Annotated in this window: 10 protein-coding genes; 3 read left to right on the top strand and 7 right to left on the bottom strand. The window is 53.2% G+C overall.

Annotation, left to right across the window (positions count from 1 at the left end):
* Nucleotides 1-51 precede the first annotated feature (51 nt).
* Genes MTHE_RS07755 through MTHE_RS07745 form a run of 3 tightly spaced genes read right to left on the bottom strand, consistent with a single transcriptional unit; the run spans nucleotide 52 to nucleotide 5,908 of the window.
* The gene (locus tag MTHE_RS07755) at nucleotides 52-3,237 is read right to left on the bottom strand and encodes an AAA family ATPase (protein ID WP_011696649.1); all 3,186 of its coding nucleotides are present in this window, start codon (nucleotides 3,235-3,237) and stop codon (nucleotides 52-54) included.
* Nucleotides 3,224-4,351, bottom strand: a complete 1,128-nt coding sequence (locus tag MTHE_RS07750) for a metallophosphoesterase family protein (protein WP_011696648.1) — start codon at nucleotides 4,349-4,351, stop codon at nucleotides 3,224-3,226. The genes MTHE_RS07755 and MTHE_RS07750 overlap by 14 nt, the downstream gene beginning before the upstream one ends.
* A gap of 9 nt (nucleotides 4,352-4,360) precedes the next feature.
* Nucleotides 4,361-5,908 (bottom strand): ATP-binding protein, encoded by a 1,548-nt coding sequence (locus tag MTHE_RS07745; RefSeq protein ID WP_232840851.1) that lies wholly within the window; start codon nucleotides 5,906-5,908, stop codon nucleotides 4,361-4,363.
* A 1,133-nt stretch (nucleotides 5,909-7,041) separates the two neighbouring features.
* Between MTHE_RS07745 and MTHE_RS07740 the strand changes: the two genes are divergently transcribed.
* The 3 genes from MTHE_RS07740 to MTHE_RS07730 all read left to right on the top strand — a co-directional run bounded on the left by MTHE_RS07740 (nucleotide 7,042) and on the right by MTHE_RS07730 (nucleotide 8,716).
* Nucleotides 7,042-7,254, top strand: coding sequence for a DUF2116 family Zn-ribbon domain-containing protein (locus tag MTHE_RS07740; RefSeq protein ID WP_175265920.1), 213 nt, complete (start codon nucleotides 7,042-7,044; stop codon nucleotides 7,252-7,254).
* A gap of 10 nt (nucleotides 7,255-7,264) precedes the next feature.
* Entirely contained in the window at nucleotides 7,265-7,711 is a 447-nt protein-coding gene (locus tag MTHE_RS07735; RefSeq protein WP_011696646.1) for a hypothetical protein, read from the top strand.
* A 180-nt stretch (nucleotides 7,712-7,891) separates the two neighbouring features.
* Nucleotides 7,892-8,716 (top strand): phosphate ABC transporter substrate-binding protein, encoded by an 825-nt coding sequence (locus MTHE_RS07730; protein WP_011696645.1) that lies wholly within the window; start codon nucleotides 7,892-7,894, stop codon nucleotides 8,714-8,716.
* Nucleotides 8,717-8,872: 156 nt separating this feature from the next.
* On the opposite strand, the gene MTHE_RS07725 is transcribed toward MTHE_RS07730, so the two are convergent.
* The 4 genes from MTHE_RS07725 to MTHE_RS07710 all read right to left on the bottom strand — a co-directional run bounded on the left by MTHE_RS07725 (nucleotide 8,873) and on the right by MTHE_RS07710 (nucleotide 16,343).
* Nucleotides 8,873-9,427 carry a uracil-DNA glycosylase gene (locus tag MTHE_RS07725; protein WP_011696644.1) on the bottom strand — a complete coding sequence of 185 codons (555 nt, stop codon included), beginning with the start codon at nucleotides 9,425-9,427 and terminating at the stop codon, nucleotides 8,873-8,875.
* 225 nt (nucleotides 9,428-9,652) lie between these two features.
* Nucleotides 9,653-11,326: a DNA mismatch repair endonuclease MutL gene (gene mutL, locus MTHE_RS07720; RefSeq protein ID WP_011696643.1), complete on the bottom strand. Its 1,674-nt coding sequence runs from the start codon at nucleotides 11,324-11,326 to the stop codon at nucleotides 9,653-9,655.
* Entirely contained in the window at nucleotides 11,304-13,874 is a 2,571-nt protein-coding gene (mutS, locus tag MTHE_RS07715) for a DNA mismatch repair protein MutS (RefSeq protein WP_232840850.1), read from the bottom strand. Before mutS ends, mutL begins: the two co-directional genes overlap by 23 nt.
* Before the next feature lie 624 nt (nucleotides 13,875-14,498).
* Entirely contained in the window at nucleotides 14,499-16,343 is a 1,845-nt protein-coding gene (locus MTHE_RS07710; protein WP_175265919.1) for a citrate/2-methylcitrate synthase, read from the bottom strand.
* Between the last annotated feature and the right edge of the window lies 1 nt (nucleotide 16,344).

Raw genomic sequence — 16,344 nt, 5'->3', positions numbered from 1 at the left:
CCCCTTCGGGCAGGTTATCAGATGGATAAAAGCGATGGGTTCCCCAGAGGATCACTGATATGCAACGCTGTTTCCCATATCATCCTCGCTCACCACTATCGTGTTGTCGAACTGACCCTGGACATCGCTGATGTGGCTTATCGCAAACAGCTGTGGGAATCTCACGCCTAGACTCCTGAGCATGTTTATCATCCTCTCCCTGTGCTCGATATCCTGCGATCCGAAGACCTCATCGAGTATCATGAAGGAGTAGCCGCTCTCTTCCCCGAAAGACCTCATGAGATACTCGCTTATCGCTATTCTCACAGAGAGGGCGATCATATCTATCTCTCCGCCTGAAAACCTCCATATCGGATAATCCGTGCCCCTGTCATCGACCAGTATGTTGAAGTTCTCATCTATCTTGAGTATGCTGTACTTGCCGGTGACCTCCTCCATTATCCTTGCCGCGTTCTGGGCGATCTCATTTCTCACCCTCACCAGGAGCGCGTCCATGAACCGCACCAGCAGGTCCCTGACTACGGATACCACCTGTGCTTTTCTGTTTAGCTCATCGATCTTCCTCTCCAGCTCCCTTTTTCTCTTCAGATCATCATTCAGGCCAGATAGGGACCACTCCAGCCTCCTGAGCTCATCGCGCATTTTGGCGTATTCCTCGTTCGCACACCTCAGCCTCTCATCCGCATCTGATAGTATTCTCTTCGCATTCTCATAAGATGCATCGGTATAACCCAGCTCCTCAAGACGCGTACTGAGCTCAGCCATCTGCGTGTGCAGCCTTCTGAGATCCGTTTCGGCCTCGAACAGTCTTGATCTCGAGAGATCCTCAGCTGCGATCTCGACCCTGAGGCGGTTCGCGATCGATTCGATCTCAGCAAGCCTTGTTTCTTCTGCTCTGAGCATATCATACTCATTCGGATCGAATGCCAGCTCTGACAGCTCCCCCTCCACCTTCAGCATATCTCCGTCCAGCCTCTGGACCCGTATTCTCAGGGCTTCCAGCAGCTTCTCAAGCCTTTCAATCTCGCCTGTCTGCTGGAGGAGGAGCCCGTACCTCTCGTGGGAGCTCTGGAGCTCTGAGAGAGTCGATCTCGCCCTCAGGTATGCACGCTCATCGTAATCTAAGATGGAGATGCTTCTCGAGTGCTCGAATATTCTCTCATCCAGCGCGGATGCTTTTTCTCTGGTATTCTCCAGCTCGCTCTCCAGCCCGGGGAGGTTTTCGAGGCGTGCCAGGAGCCTCGCCCGCTTATCGATGAGCTCATTGTAACCTGAAAGCGAGCGCTTGACCTCTTCGTGTCTCTTCGAATCATACTCAGCCTGGCCTATGGCATCGATCTCCCCATCCAGCTCGGAGATTCTTTCCCTCATCTCTGAGAGCTGGAGCATGACCTCCCTCTGCTCAGCCTCAAGCGATGCGAGATCGCTCCTCCTCTTGCCCAGCGATTCTGCGGATGCCCTGAGACGCTCCCTGAGATGCTGCGCATTTTTGACGCGCTCATTCAAATCGCGGAGCTCATTTGTAGCAGTCTCGTAATCGTCTCTGTACCTTCTGATCTCTTCCCTGTACTTCTCCGTAAGTCGAGAGTACTGGTCGCCAAGTGGGCGCTCGCACGTCGGGCAGGGGCTCTCGGCCCCGAGGCTCTCGATTCGTTTGAGGTTGCTCTGAGACTCGTGCATCTTGGATCTTGCGAGATTGCGCCGGCTCTCGATCTCTGTCCTCTTTTGATTCAGAGTCTCTATGAGCGTCTCCAGCTGGACCTCCCTCTCTCTGAGACCCCTCTCCTCCCGGGCAAGATCGCCGATCTCAGAGAGCTTTTTGTGAATAATATCAAGCCGATTCAGAAGCTGAGCTCTCCTCTCGATGCGTGAGTCTCTCTCAGATAACAGCTCATCAAGCCTGCGATGCATCTCTTTTGCCCTTTCAAGCTCCTCCAGCTCCCTCTTCAGCGATTCCAGGACAGACAGCCGGCGCTCGAGATCTGGAAGCGATCTCCTGGCCTCCCGAAGCTCTCTCACAAGGTCAGCCTTCATCTTGTAATCTCTCAAAAGCGCGGACCTCTCTGCATCCAGGCTAGCGATAGATGAGACGTGGGAGGTGAACCGCTCTCTCTTTATCTCGAGCTCCTCCAGCTCCCTCTGTGTAGTCACATAGAGATCCGCCTTCTCCCTGAGCCCCTCCATCTCACTGCGGCATCTGTAGAGCTCATCAAGCCTTGTCTCAAGCTCATTCAGTGAGCGAAGCGCCTCCCTTCTCTCTATTTGAAGGCTCTTAAGAATTGAGTTCAGTTGCTCGTAATCTCTCCGAGCCGCCTCCAGGTCATGGAGGTGCTTTCTTATCTCATTCAGGCGCTTCAGATCTGATGTGAGAGCATGGAGCTTTCTCTTCTTCTCCTCAATCCCCTCGAGCCTTGCGCGCTCCTCTCTTGCAGTCCTCTCCCTATCTGCGATGTAGCCCTGAACGTGCTCGATCTCCCGCTTCAGACGCATATGCTCCTGTCTCTTCTCGTCCAGCCGCTCCAGATCCTCCCTAGCCCTCTTCCGCTCATTTTCAGCGTCTTTGAGAGCAATCTCCCGTTTGATCAGCTCTGCCCTGGCAGATGCCTCCTGCGCTCTTATCTCCTCGATCCTCCTCTCCACATCGCCCAGCTCCGAGAGCGCTCCGGAGGCCAGATTGATCCTTCTCTCGATCTCTCTCAGATCATCCTTCGTGATCTCGAGCCCGATCTCACGGATGTCCTCAAGGCCGAGGAGCTTCAGCAGGTAATCCCTCTTTCCAGCTCCACCCTCTCTTATGAGATTATCAAGGTCCTTCTGTCGCGCATAGAATGTCCTCATGAAGTCCTGGAAGCTTATCTTCATCAGTTTAGAGAGATGAGCATCGACCTCGCGCATGCCCTTTGCGACCTCTTGGCCGTTGATGCACAGAGATGCATCGGGCAGCATGCTCTTCCCCTTCATGATTCTCGATATGACGATCTCATTCTTTCCAATGGAGAGCGTCAGATGAACCTCCACCGACTCCTCGGGCCTGGCGTTCACGTTCTTTATGAGCCTCTTCTCGAGCTTCTCGACAGTGTATGCCCTGCTGCCATACAGCGCCCAGGCTATCGCCTCGACGATCGTGCTCTTGCCTGCTCCATTCCCGCCTATTATGCCAGTGAGCCCGTCCTGGAATGTTATATCTGCACGCCTGTACTTCTTGAAGTTCCGCAACACCAGCCTATTGAGATGCATCCATACCCTCTGTGCCTCTCCTCTCGATCACCTTTCTGATCAGCTCAGTCCCGTAGCTCATGACATCTTGCCGGATCGCATTCGGTATCTTCTCCATCTCGCCTTCCAGGAAGCGCACGAACTCCAGATCGAGACGCTCCGGTGGTTTAATCTCCTCGGCTCTTGCAGTCTCATCGTATTCCGGTTTTATTTTGAGGCAGAACATCGAGGCAGCGAGCCTGCTCAGCCTTCTCTGATCCATTCTCCTGTAGGCTGCTCTGTTAACCCTCCTGAGATCGACGCGGACGATCTTGTCTCTCTCCCCTCCACACTCCTCCTCGATCAGATCCAGGATCTCCTCAGCCGTTCTTCCAAAGCAATCCAGCTCTATCACCCTCATCCCGACGTTCGGCACCCCGATGCTCTCCACGCCTCCGGTGCTCAAATCCACCATCAGTGCTCCTTTTCTCTGCGGAGCCTCGTTGAAATTGAAGTACTCGATCGAGCCGCTGTACCAGGTGTTTTGTGCTATCCTCCTCTGATCGTGATAATGTCCGAGCGCGATGTAGCTGAAATCGCTCTTCAGGAAGCTGTCGCTGACGATATGCTCTCCCACTGGCTTCATGCTCTGGTCGCGCAGCGCCTCCACGAGCCCGTGCATAACGAGTACATCCGAACCACACATCTTTATTTTTCTGAACTCCTCCAGGTAGTCCTCCTGGGTGAAGCAGAATGGTATGCAGTGGAAGACATGATCTCCGACCTCGAAACGCTCGTATCTGTATCTGTGAGCGATATACACATCCTTCATCCCATCGTAGAGGTAGAACGGGCTCAACGCTGAGTAGCTCTTCGGGGCATCATGATTTCCGCTTATCACGATCACGGGTATGCCAGCATCGCTGAGGCGTTCCAGAGACTGCTTGAATATGTAGAGCGGTCTTATTCTGGGGCGGACGTGGTGGAAGACGTCTCCAGCGTGCACCACTGCATCTGGCTTGAGCTCTGTGATCCTCTCGATAGCCTGCCCGAAGTCCCTATAGATGCACTCCTCCATCAGGTTCCTTCCCTTCTCATCCATCCTGCTGAAGCTCTGAAACCCAAGATGGGTATCTGCGATGTGAACTATCCTCAAGGCATCCCCTCAGTCAGGTGTCGGCCTGAACGACCTTCTCTCGGGTGCACTCGGCCGGAGACGCTCTATGTAATCCTCATATATGTGTATCTTAGCAGGTATCGGGAAGGGTACGTTCAGCGTGCTTATGATCGCCTCTCCCTTCTCCAAGGTCTGTATCTCAACATCCAGCGACGAGAGATCCTGCTTTGCGGACTCCTCCACGCGCACCCGATCGTTCCTGTCTGCGAGCCCCATCACGACCACCGTGTTGAACTGCGAGAGGAGCTCCCTGTCTATCAGCTTCGGCTGCTGTGTTATCGCGCAAAGTCCAACTCCAAACTTTCTTCCCTCTCTTGCTATCTCCTCGAAGCGCGCGATCCTGCTGTCACTCCCGAGAACCCTCTGCGCCTCCTCGATGACTATCATGCACCTCTTCCTCCCCTCCTCCTCGTTTCTGTAGTCCTCCATTATCCGCCTGGATATCAGGGAGAGCAGGAAGAGCTCGCTGCTCTCGCTCAGGTTGGGGATGTCGATCAGCACGACCTTTCCGCTCTTCACTCCCTCGATTATCCCGGGGATGCTGGAGTTTCCAGAGGATTTTATATATTTATTTCTTGAAAGTATGTTCTCCAGCTTTCTTACCAGAACATCGACAGTCTTTTCTGATACCTTAGCCCTCTCTGTCAGCATCGCTTTACCATTCTCATCAAGGATCTCATCTATCCACGAGTCCCCATCGAAGATCCGCTCGATACTGTCCAAGGCGTCCATCTGCGCACCGGTCCAGTCATGCAGCACCTTGATATCCTCTGGCAGGATATCCCTTCTGGAGATCGTGAGTTCGCTGACCTCCGGGAGGCTGTGATTCCTGGGATCTGTGGAGTAACATTTAAGGCTTGATGCATACGGGGTGAGGTGAAGAAGCCCCTTGCCGGCCTTTCCGCCTCTCAGGTACTCCCCATGAGGATCTACTATGAGCAGCCCGAACTCAGATCTGTTCTCTGAAGCAAGCTTCATGCATGAGGCTGCGAAGACCTTCATGAAATTAGACTTTCCCATTCCAGTGGTTGCGAATATGCCCATATGATGGTCCATCGCGCTGCTGTGGAGCGCCACAGTCACATCTGTGTCCCTGCTGCCGTTTCTCAGAACACCGACCTCGATATCTCCCATAGTATCCTTTAAAAAACCGAACTCCTCCGCCTCTGTCCTCTTCACCTTTGAGAACTTCGTGGGAATTGTCTTTGCCTTTCTGAATGCGCCTCTTCTTTTGGTCTGATCGCGGGGTATGCATCCGAGCGGCTCTGCGATCACCCTGTTGAAGATCTGCTCCTCATCGTACAGCTCCGTGCCCCTAATGCTCGTATCCCATCTCCCGTTGTAGTTTGAGTCGTGCTGCACATTGACGACACGGGCGAGAAAGAGCATATCCCTGTCCTCCACAGTGAATATCTCCCCCACATCTGCCTTTTCATCATAGGGTATTATGAACTCGTATGAACGCACGTCCTTTGCGAGTATTCTGTACACATTGCCTGGCATGCTCTTCACCATGATCCTCTCCGCGAAACTCAAGACAATCCCCTTTGCTTCTGAGCGCCACACATCCTTGAACTTTGTGATGGGGGATAGAGAGATGTCCGAATAAGGATTAAGCGTCTCAGACATCCAAAAGGAGTAAGGCCCAAATCTCTGGCATCGGCTCTTATCCAGATAGGTCCAGCCCCAGGGGCCGCTATCACGAAAAGCTTGATTTCTGGTCGTTTACTTGATCCATTGAAATCTGGAAGCACTCCGCCTCTTCAGATTCGCAGGACATTTTGCCCATAGCTCTCGAATCCAGCTGAAGTATTTAGTGATACGAGTACGCAACCTAATTTCAAAAGACACCATAAAAGGCCATATTCCTGCTGAAGAGAGGCGGGCCGGATAAAGCAGAGATCAAAGATACCGATGAAGTCGTCTCAAAATCCCCAGGCGTATTGATTTATGCAGATTGTATTTCCGCGCAGGGTCGATGCAGATCCGCATCGTTGCTTAAATAGTTTCGAGACGAATTCGATGTCATCCGGCATCACCTCTCTGAATTTTCTAAATCTCAGTGAAGTAATTCCATACTCAGTTCTGGTTTTGTCTTATTCGGCAGGTCCACCCTGGAGGACCTGTCCGAATAAAGGCCGTGTGTTTGAATCGCGAGCCTTGAAGGGATTGCTCATCAAATAGACTCCCCTTCTTATCCGAACACGTCCGCCGTGGACAACGATATATTTATAAATGAAGAATCTAACAAATACTAGTCCCTTTAACGAGGGCTGGCATGAGCATGGCATGATGTCGCTTTGAGTGCTGGTGCGATAGAGGGACGACATGCCGCATTGATAGGTCCTTGTGGGAGATCTCTGAAATGATCTGACGATGACCTCAAGACAACCCAGATGCGGTACATGAGCCCGTTGCGAGGGTTGCCGGTCAGACAGAGGTTGCCGGAGGATGATGCACCGGAGTTAGCATCGGGCGACAGATTCCCTGTTATACCATCCAGAGATTCAGTGACCTGATGCCGTAACGCGGAGCGGTTTTCCTGGCAGAAAGTTTTACTACAGTGAATTGCGGGGAATTACAGGGTCTCAGCCATCCGGGCAGGAGCAATCACACGCAAATTTTATCTATCATTGTGCTTCGACTAAGAACATCCCATGGTGGTGTGGTTGAACAAGCTCTCACCCCACAAGCACTGCATAATATGCGGTAATGCCATTGAGGCCAACAGCATGTTCTGTGACGAGCTTTGCGAATCTAAGTACAGATCAGCACAGAGGCGACAGCAGCTTGTTTTTGTGGTATTTCTTCTCCTGATGATAGCAACGTTCGTCCTGCTCGGCATCCTGCCTGCTCTCTTTGGACAGGGGACTGCTGGCTGAGGTGGTAGATATGAGGTATCTCGGGCTGATTATCACGTTTGTTTTTTTTGTATGGCATGCCTCCGCCGGACTGAGCTACATCCAGGTGAAGGACGTGACGATGATCCCCGATGGAGATGATCTGAAGTTTAATGTAAATTATACACTGGAGCCGTTCGCGAGGCTGTATGTGCTTGCTCTGGGGTGCAGGCATATCGAGCCCGAGCTGGTCAGGCTGTTCTCCAGCTATCAGAATGTAAAAACAGTGAAAGCCAAACCGTCCACAGCAACACTTGTTGTTGAGAACGCCGGCACGTATCTTGATGGTTACTACCTTTACGACGCGAAACCTCTCAGCTCTCCGATATCCAGGTTCACCGTGGTTTACCCCGAAGGAGTCACCAGGACTTTTATCAATGTGACATCCACACCGAGCATATTTGTGGAGAAAAATGCGCTGAGAAAGGCTGTGCGGTAATCATTGCAGAGGTTTTTCCCGCATTTGATTCATCTGAATGCCAGTCCACGCGTGAGGTTATCCCGTTCCGCGCCTCTGGGTATATACATTATAATCAGAATATAGTCACATATTGAGATATATTTTTTATTTCGAAATAGTATATATAAAACCTCGACGTCCCTCCCACCGGTGATCGAAATGGGATTGCTGAAAGTAATCACCATAATGCTTGTCCTGGGCGCAATCAGCCCAGCGCTGAGCGCCACAGATGTGCGCGTCTCAGGATCGACAACTGTGATGCCTCTCGCATCTGTATGCGCTGAGAGCTTCAACTCTGAGCAGAGCGAGTACAGGGTTACGGTCACAGGCGGCGGCACTGGTGTAGGGATAGCTGATCTGGGAGAGGGGAGATCGGATATCGCCATGGCATCCAGGGAGATAACGGAGACCGAGAGAAGCAAGTATGAGACTGCTGACAGGAAGTTCAATGAGATTCTAGTGGCGTATGATGGCATAGTCGTGGCAGTGAGCCCCCAGATTTATGATGCAGGTGTGAGGGAGCTCACAAAAGAGCAGGTCAGGAAGATATATGCTGGAGAGATCAGTAACTGGAAGGAAGTAGGCGGCCCTGACAGACAGATATACGCCATAGCGAGGAGGGCGGGATCCGGCACACGGGATACATTCAACGAGATCATAATGGGCTCCAAGGAGGCGGAGACTCCTGGAGTGGCGACCGAGGCAGCGGACAATTCTGAGGTGAAGACCGCGATAAAAGGCAGTGATAAGGCGATAGGTTATCTGGGATACAGCTACGCCACAGACGGTACTGTGAAGGGAGTTGCGCTGGATGGCGTTTATCCAACAATGGAGAACATCAAATCCGGAGAGTACCCACTGGCAAGAAAGCTGTACTTCTACACCCTCGGAGAGCCCAGCCCGGGAGCCCAGGCCTTCATAGACTTCGTGCTGAGCTCACAGGGGCAGAGCCTTGCAGAAAATGCAGGATATATACCGGTCTGAGCCACCGCCATTCTTCACAAGAGATATGCCAATGGGGACTACTTGCAGAAAATGCAGGATATATATCGGTCTGAGCCAGGTCTGAGGATCTGGACTCAGCTATTTTTACAGAGTTGTGAGATACACCACAATCTCCTGTTGAGATGTTGACCGCTCTCAGCGCACATTGCTTCCGAATCGCATCTCTCTAAGCCTCACCAGATCAGATACGAAAAGCTCCATGCGGCCCATGTTTCTCAGAACAGCCGCTGGGTGGAATGTGATCAGGTAGAGATCATCGAATACCCTGCCCCTAAGAGCTGTCACGCCCTGTACGCCGAGGATGGCCCTCGCCGGGACGTTCCCGAGCAGGCAGATCGCTGATGGTCTGACCATCTCGATCTGTTTTCTCAGATACGGCATGCATGCTCTGATCTCATCTGCGCTGGGCTGCCTGTTTCCAGGTGGCCGGCACTTCACGATGTTTGTTATGAATATCTCATCACGATCCAATCCTGCGAGATTGAGAGCTCTGTTCAGGATTGCTCCAGCCCTTCCCACAAATGGCCTTCCTGCAAGATCCTCAGCCGCACCCGGGGCCTCGCCAATCATCATGATCCTCGCATCCTCTGGACCCTCGCCTGGAACAGCGTTTCTTCTCGTCTTTGAAAGCCCGCACCTCTCACATCTCACAATCTCACATGCGAGCTCTCTGAGGTCATTCGCACACATGATTTCTCCTGCAGCAAGCTACTATCATAAACTGGATGAGGCCCTATCTGATCCCATATGAAGCATCACCTGAACTTCCAGGTTACCATGAAAGTACTCACCATAAGGTTTTGGATATCCTCGCCTCTGCAATCCGAGGCCACTTTCATCATTCGGGCACGCATCTACTGTTGAATGCGGGGTTTCGATATCTCCATGTGATTAGAGATCCAGCAGCCAACGCTGTCATCTCCTCCCAAACATCTTCTCCAGGCTCTCAGAGGATATCCGAACAACGACAGGCCTTCCGTGCGGGCATGTCCTGGGGTTATCACATGCGAAGAGGTCTGTGAGAAGCCTGAGCATCGCGCTCTCGCTCAGCCTCTCCCCCGATTTTATCGAGCCCCTGCATGCTAGATGCTTCAGAGCCTCATCTCTGAAGGATGCTCTGCACACCCTGCCGAGATTCAGGATCTCTCTGAGAACATCGCGAATCGACTCGGGGCTCTCGAGGCCAGCAGCTGCAGGCACAGACCTCACGCTGTATGCCCTCCCTCCGAAGGGATCGATCTCGAAGCCGATCTCCCCCAGCTCTCCTGAGAACGAATCGAGCAGTGCCACCTCCCCAGGGGATAGCTCCACGGTGACCGGCTGGATCAGCTCCTGAGAGATGCTTCCGCTCTTGCATTTCTCGAGGAGATGCTCGTAGCGGATCCGCTCTGCTGCAGCATGCTGATCCACGAGCATTATACCATCATCGTCCTCCACAATGATATAGAGATCGAGAGCCTGGCCCACGATTCTGATGAGCGGCTCTGAGATTCTTTGCTCAGCCTGCACCTCAAGAGGGAGCGTCCTCTGGATCTGGGGCTTCGCGCTCCAGAGCTGCGGCTCTGCGATCCTCGCGGGCGGTGGTGGAGATGGTATTGCTGAGGACCTCAGCGCGCTGAGCGCTGCATCCCTCACAGCATCGTATACCTCATCCTCCCGAAGAAACCTGACCTCTCTCTTCGCTGGATGGACATTCACATCCACCAGTGACGGCTCGATCTCGATCGAGATTACAGCAAGAGGGCTCCTACCAGACTGCAGGAAGCCACGGTACGCTTCCCTCAGAGCCTGAACGACAACTTTGGAGTAGACAGGCCGGCTGTTTACGTAAACTAGTATTAACTCAGAGCCATGGTGTGATGAATCATGGGAGGAGATCATGCCATGAAGGTCAAAACCATCCCCTTCCGCTATTATGGAAATCATGCCTTTCGCAGTTCTGAGGCCAAATGCCCTGATCAGTGCATCGTCCCACGTCTCAGAGGCGTTAGATCTGAAAAGAGTCCTTCTGCCGGAGGAGAGCTCGAACGATATCCTGTGGTGGATTATGGCCATCTGTGTCACAATCTCCGCGATCCTCGCAAGCTCCTGTGATGGAGAGGAGAGATGCTTGAGCCTTGCAGGGATCGTCTCAAAAAGCCCCCTCACCTCTATGCTTGTTCCGTAAGGGCATCCATCATCTTTTATCTCAGCAACCCTGCCGTTCTCCAGTCGAAGATACGTGCCCACTGGAGAGTATCTAGTCCTAGTGTGCACCTCCACGCATTTTGATACACTGGCGATCGCAGAGAGAGCCTCGCCGCGGAACCCCAGGGTTTTAAGCCTGAACAGGTCATCTGCTGTAGAGATCTTGCTTGTGGCGTGCCTCTGGAATGCAAGTGGGAGATCCTCGCGCTCGATACCGCATCCATCATCCACGAGCTTTATGAGAGAGATGCCACCGTTCTCGACCTCGATGATTATTCTTGATGCTCCGGCGTCTATCGAGTTCTCGATCAGCTCCTTGACGACAGATGCCGGCCGCTCTATCACCTCCCCCGCAGCTATCCTGCTCACAGTCTCTTCATCAAGTATGTGTATCCTTGGCATCTTTACAGCCGAGCCTTCTTCTGTATTCCACAAGCAGGTTCAGAGCCTGCAGCGGTGTTATCTTCTCAGGTTCAAGATTCTTTATCTCCTCGAGTATGTCGTTATCTATGCTCTCGGGCTGGTTGAAGAATATGAGCTGAGTGTACCTCTTCGGTCTCTCCTTTGATCTGCACTTCCTTATCTCTATGGCTGCCTGTTCCTCTATAATGTCGAGAAGCTCCTCCGCCCGTCGAATCACATGCTCCGGGACACCAGCAAGCCTGGCGACATGTATTCCATAGCTCTTGTTTGTCGCACCTGGCACAACAGTTCTGAGAAATGTTATCGATCTCCCCTCCTCCTTCACAGCCATGCTGTAGTTCACAATTCCAGGGAGATTGAGCTGCGTAAGCTGGTGGTAATGCGTCGCGAAGATCGTCTTCGCCTTAATCCTGGAATGTATGTACTCAGAGACTGCCCATGCTATGCTCAGCCCATCAAACGTGCTCGTCCCCCTCCCTATCTCATCGAGCAGTATCAGGCTGTCTTTTGTGGCTGATACCAGTATGTTCGCGAGCTCGCTCATCTCCACCATAAATGTGGATCTCCCCGAGACGAGATCGTCCCTGGCGCCGACCCTTGTGAAGATCCTGTCGATGAGCCCTATCTTCGCATAAGAGGCGGGAACAAACGAGCCGATCTGCGCCATTATCGCTATCAGAGCGACCTGGCGCATGAACGTCGACTTCCCGGCCATGTTGGGGCCGGTCAGTATCATGAACCAGCTGCTCTCATCCATCGTGAGGTCATTCGGGACGAAGCCGCCCTTCATGACTCTGTCAAGAACGGGATGCCTAGAGTCGCGGAGTATCACCTCCCTGCCAGCATCTACAACAGGCCTCACCATCGCTCCCATGAGGGCAGCTCTCGTCAATCCGAGAATCGTGTCCAGCTCGCCTATCGCGGCTGCAACCTCCTGCACAGATCTAGTCCTGGATGCGACCTGTCCCCTCAGATCGAGGAAGACCTCGTATTCGAGCGCTGACGATCTCTCCTGAGCTGAGAGCACTCTGCTCTCCACCTCCTTCAGCTCCCGGGTCACGAAGCGCTCCGCATTTGAGAGGGTCTGCTTTCTTATATAATCGTCTGGCACCATCGAGAGGTTCGGCTTTGTGACCTCTATGTAATAACCGAAGACGTTGTTGTATCCGACCTTCAGCGACTTTATCCCCGTCCTCTTTCTCTCAGATGATTCCAGCTCCGCGATCCAGCTCCTCCCGTTTCTGAGAGCTGAACGGATCTCATCCAGCTCAGGGCTGTAGCCATCCCGTATCACGCCACCATCCCTGGGCGATGTTGGTGGGTCATCTGAGAGTGCCCTTTCGAGCAGCACCACGAGATCATCAAGCTCGCTTGCATCCAGCCTCTTTCTGATTTCAACAAGATACTCAGACTCAAGAGCGCTCATCGCATGTGCGATCTCAGGGATCCTGCGGAGCGATGAACGCAGCGCCACGAGATCCTTCGGACCCGCGTTTCCGAGCGAGACACGCCCGATGATCCTCTCCAGGTCGCTGAGTCCATCGAGAAGCTCCGAGATCTCCTCTCTGATCACAGCTCTTCTCACCATCTCCTCAATCGCATCCTGTCTTCTGCGAATGACTTCCAGAGACATCGACGGCATCTGGAGCCACCTAGCCAGGGTCCTGGATCCCATCGGCGTTACGGTCTCGTCCAGGATCTCCATGAGCGTGCCGCTTCTGGACCCATCCCTGAGGTTCCTGAATATCTCCAGGTTTCTCAGCGTGATCTCATCGAGAAGCATGTACTCAGAGGAGGATATCATCCGGATCGGCTTGATGTGATCCACGGATTGGATTCTGGTCTCCCGCAGGTAGGAGAGTATCGCGCAGGCAGCGCGGGCGCAAAGCGGGCTTCTCTTGTGGAGATCTCCAAGAATTCCACCAGATTCAGACGCCTCGTTCAAGGAGAAGAGTTCGGCATCGAGGTTCTGAAATTTCATGCCCTCCAGAGATACACCCGGAGGGGCCAGACACTCAGCCGGCGAGAACCTGGCCAGTTCCGATCCCAGCCGCTCCACCGGAACCTCTGATGCTATGAAATCGCCTGTTGATAGATCGAGAAGAGACAGCCCTGCCAGCCCGTTCTCCAGAAGGACGGCTGCAAGGTAGTTGTTGCTCCTCTCCTGGAGCAGCGCAGGCTCTATCACGGTTCCAGGGGTAACTATTCTTGTGATCTCTCTCCTCACAATCCCCTTTGCCTGCTTTGGATCCTCGACCTGCTCGCATATCGCTACCTTATGACCTGCATTAACAAGCCTGGAGAGGTAAACGTCAAGTGAGTGATACGGTATGCCCGCCAGCGGGATCCTGTTCCCCTCGTCGTCCTTCTGCCTCGATGTGAGTGTTATGTTCAGCGTTCTGGAAGTGGTAATTGCGTCCTCGCCGAAGGTCTCATAAAAATCCCCCACCCTGAAAAGGAGGAGGGCATCTGGGCACTGCTGCTTTATGCGGGAATACTGCTCCATCAGCGGCGAGAGCCTTACCATCAATCACAGGGTAGATCACCTGTTAAATATGAGTTTCGAATGCGTGGCAAGGCCTGTCCGGATAAGAGCTGAGGCCAGAAATCTGGACCTTACTGCTTTTGGATGTCTGAGACGCTTAATCCTTATTCGGATACCTCCGTCCAAGGATTGCCGCCGTGGCGAGCAAAGCCGGCTCCAGGAAGACGCTTAATCCTTATTCGGATACCTCCGTCCAAGGGGATATGTATATGAAGAAAGATAAACTGCAGACCTTATCCTTCGGCCGCGTTTTTCCCCGATAGGTTCAGTCCTATAGCGTCTGAAGAGAGACGAACTGTAGACCTTATCCTTCGGCATATTCTCTCTTGGCCCATCCCGGTGATTCTGCGCTCTGCAATCTCGTAGAAGGGATGCAGTGGTGGTTGACACTAGCTGGAGTGTCAGAGTTTACATCTCCGACGATTCAACCACAATATCCAAGAATGATCAACAGTACCAGTGCCTCCCCCTGGCCAAATCATCCGATGAAGGACTATACAGGATACACAATCAGATGGGCAACAGCGATGGCCAAAAAGATAGTGAAGGGGATGGACTCACGGCAAAACTTCTCCGCCTGCACCAGAGGGAGAAAATGCCGGAGCTCTAGTGCTCCGGCAGCATGAAGGCTATATCCTCTGATGGATGGCGGTATAGCCTCGCGCCCAGGCGCTTCTGGTCCAGGATGTGCCCTATGATCCCGATCGTCCTGCCAAGCGCGAAGAGGCCGTTGAGGTATCCGTACTTTAGCACATCATCTATGTCCTGCTGCGTGAAGACCGGGCACGATGCCATCAGGTCCAGGAAGAGTATGCCTATGCACCCATCGACGTTCAGGATCAGGTTGCCCTTCTTCGCTGTCGTGATCGCCTCGACCTGGAGCGCGTAGTTGAGTAGATCCGTCCTTGCGAAGTGCCTCTTTGCATAATCGATCAACAGCTGCACTCTCTTATCAGGGTTCTTGACGCTCTTGATCCTGTGCCCGATTCCAGGGATGTTCACACCCTTCCTCTTCATCTCATTCACGAACTGTTCTGGGGTGAGGCCTGCGTCATACGCCCTCTTGAACTCCCTGGCTGCATCATCGATCGCACCGCCGAACCTGGGACCTACTGTGAGCAGGCCGCTTGCCAGGGATGAGATGAGATCCTTGCCAGCACAGGATGCGACGATCGCGTTATGCGCCGCTGAGACTGACGGGCCGTGATCCGCGACTATCTGGAGAACGAGCTCTATGAACCTGGCAGCATAATCTGGGAGCACCTTCTTGAACCAGAGGAGTCCAATCACTCCCCCAATTCCCATGTTCCTCTCAAGCACCTCGCTCAGGGGTATCCCGGCGTAGAGAACCTCTTCGCCGCGATCGTCCGAGATCGTGCATATGAATGTTGTAGGCCTTCTTATCATGCCCGTTGAGAGGGCCTTGCTGTAATCCACCGGTATTCTCGGAACCTGCGGCTCGACCACCTCTTTGACCTTTCCCTCGGCCAGGAGCTTCTCGTACACCTTTCTTATCTCATCTCCATATCCATCGAACGATTCCGGCACAAAAGCTCCTGCCTCTTTCAGCGCCCGGTTCTTCTCCTGTGCGGTCTCCTTCGCTGTATCCGCCTTCGCGCCTGCATGCCCGAACTGTACGCTCGCAGGCAAGAAAGGCGCACATGTTCCCGTGACCCACGCAACAAGCGGCTTTGTTATTCTCCCTTCATTCAGAGCATCGACGATCCTGTACTCGTCCTCACCGCCGAGCTCGCCAAGGCATGCGATCATCGCAATATCCGGATTTGCCTCATACCTGAGAATGTGATCGAGCATGCTGGAGCCAGGGTACCTGTCACCGCCTATGGCTATGCCCTCGTAGACACCATTCGAGTTCCTGGAGATGATGTTGAACGCCTCGTTGAGCATTCCTCCTGATTTCGAGACGAATCCAACACACCCCGGCCTGTAGAGCCTGCATGCAATGATGTTCTCTATTGTCCCTGCGGTGTTGCCTATCCTGAAGGCGCCTGCTGTCAGTCCCCCAACAGTCGCAGGCCCGATTATCACCTTGCCTGCTCTTCTCGCTGTCGCTCCGATTATCCTGGCGTGCCTCTCAGGCACACCCTCTGCGATAATCGCAACAGTTCTTATCGTATCCTCCCGCAAAGCCTCCATCGTTGTATCAAACGCGGATCTGTGGGAGGCGAAGTTCACCATCACATCCGCATCCAGGTGATTCTCAGCAGCCTCGGCGATCGTCCTGTACATCGGAAGGAGGATCTCCCTCGTCCCCCAGAATGCCTTGTGTATTCCGGATCTGCTCGGGTTTATTATGGCCGCGATGCTGGGGGTATCCCTCTGGCACACGTAATCGAAGTCCAGCATCCTCTGGATGGCGTTCACCTGGTAACCGTAAACGAAAGCCTTCGTGTTCCTGTCGAAGAGAATGTAATCAGGCCTCGCGCTCATA

The organism is Methanothrix thermoacetophila PT, assembly GCF_000014945.1.
GTDB classification, from domain to species: Archaea; Halobacteriota; Methanosarcinia; order Methanotrichales; family Methanotrichaceae; genus Methanothrix_B; species Methanothrix_B thermoacetophila.
The sequence above is the reverse complement of the archived record's forward strand: the minus strand, read 5'-3'. Positions and strand labels throughout refer to the sequence as shown.